The 1201-nt window shown below is 39.0% G+C and carries 1 protein-coding gene and 1 pseudogene; both read right to left on the minus strand.

Features of this window, described 5'->3' with window-relative positions; genetic code table 11:
- Positions 1-555: 555 nt before the first annotated feature.
- Positions 556-882 (minus strand): annotated as a pseudogene (locus L4D74_RS25095) (Tricorn protease domain-containing protein); the annotation flags it as partial.
- Between the two features lie 46 nt (positions 883-928).
- Positions 929-1117 (minus strand): hypothetical protein, encoded by a 189-nt coding sequence (locus tag L4D74_RS25100; RefSeq protein WP_428755122.1) that lies wholly within the window; start codon positions 1115-1117, stop codon positions 929-931.
- Between the last annotated feature and the right edge of the window lie 84 nt (positions 1118-1201).

Below are 1201 nucleotides of genomic sequence, written 5' to 3' on the forward strand. Positions count from 1 at the left end.
AACTTCGAGCTGGGTATAAATTTGCAGGCAAAGTGCATTTGAATTCTCCACAACCAACATCGTAAATAAGGTTGCGGTGATAATTAAGCTGATAAGGCTTATACATACGATTTGGTAGAAAGATAATAGCGATTAAAATATTTTATTTCAACGACATAACAAAATAGCACAACCATCAAAACAACCACCCAGACCGCCATTATCACTAGCTACACAGAGATGCTACCTAGCCCTCAAGTAAATAACGCGACCATAAGGCCAAATTACTAGCTATTTTACCCACCAATCCATTCGGAAATAATTGTCACACAATCGCAGTAAAACCGCCCAAAATGGGTAGCTCATAATAAAAAAAAGTGGGCAAATGCCCACTTAAAAGTAACCGCTGACAATACGTATTACGCATTAATGATCATTGGTTAAAAATATCAGGTAACAAACATTACCTAATGCAGAAATCAAACGCTGTGTATTCACGACTAAACCATTTACAACGCTTAATCATGCAACCTTAGCCCGCACATGATGCACGGTATCAAATGAAATAACGCGCAGATCCTTTGTACTGTATGTCCCATTATCCCAATAAAACACCACCCTCGGCAGATCGYAAGAAYCCTTGYTATCTAGGTCTTMCCGCGGCCAYTCTTTGGCTTTAACAATGTAGTGTTCCTGTTTTCCCGTTTCTTGGTCATAGATAACGTAGTTATTTTCTGTAATATAAACACGACCATCTTGCCACTGCTGCGCATTCTTCTCTGCAATTCGGTCTTCAACTGTTTGAGGTTTTTTCGCTTGTTACTCAGGCTCCTTAGCCAATTCCTGATTGCAGCCAGACAATACCGCCAAGGCAATCAAACATAATGTATGACGTAGATTCATCTTATATTCTCTTAGTTCTCATTTTCAATCACGCTTAATACTGCGTCTACGCGATTTGTATAAATTGTAATTTGCTAGCTTGGCTGACCTCCTTTCCTACTAAGCTTTGCTTTAAATGCCAAGACGGGAAGTTTGTTTTTTGAGTTTGAGAATCAAGCTCACCTTCGTAGTAAACGCCAAATAAGTAATAATTTGCATGCAGTGGTATTACATTACAGGTATCAACAATATTCACAGTTCATCCCCTTTCACAAAATCACCATTGTTGGCAAATGCATTGTAAAGAGAAGAATTACCTGCACTGTGACCAGTCCCTATT

It is taken from the genome of Vibrio cionasavignyae, from assembly GCF_050337155.1.
Classification (GTDB): Bacteria; Pseudomonadota; Gammaproteobacteria; order Enterobacterales; family Vibrionaceae; genus Vibrio; species Vibrio nomapromontoriensis.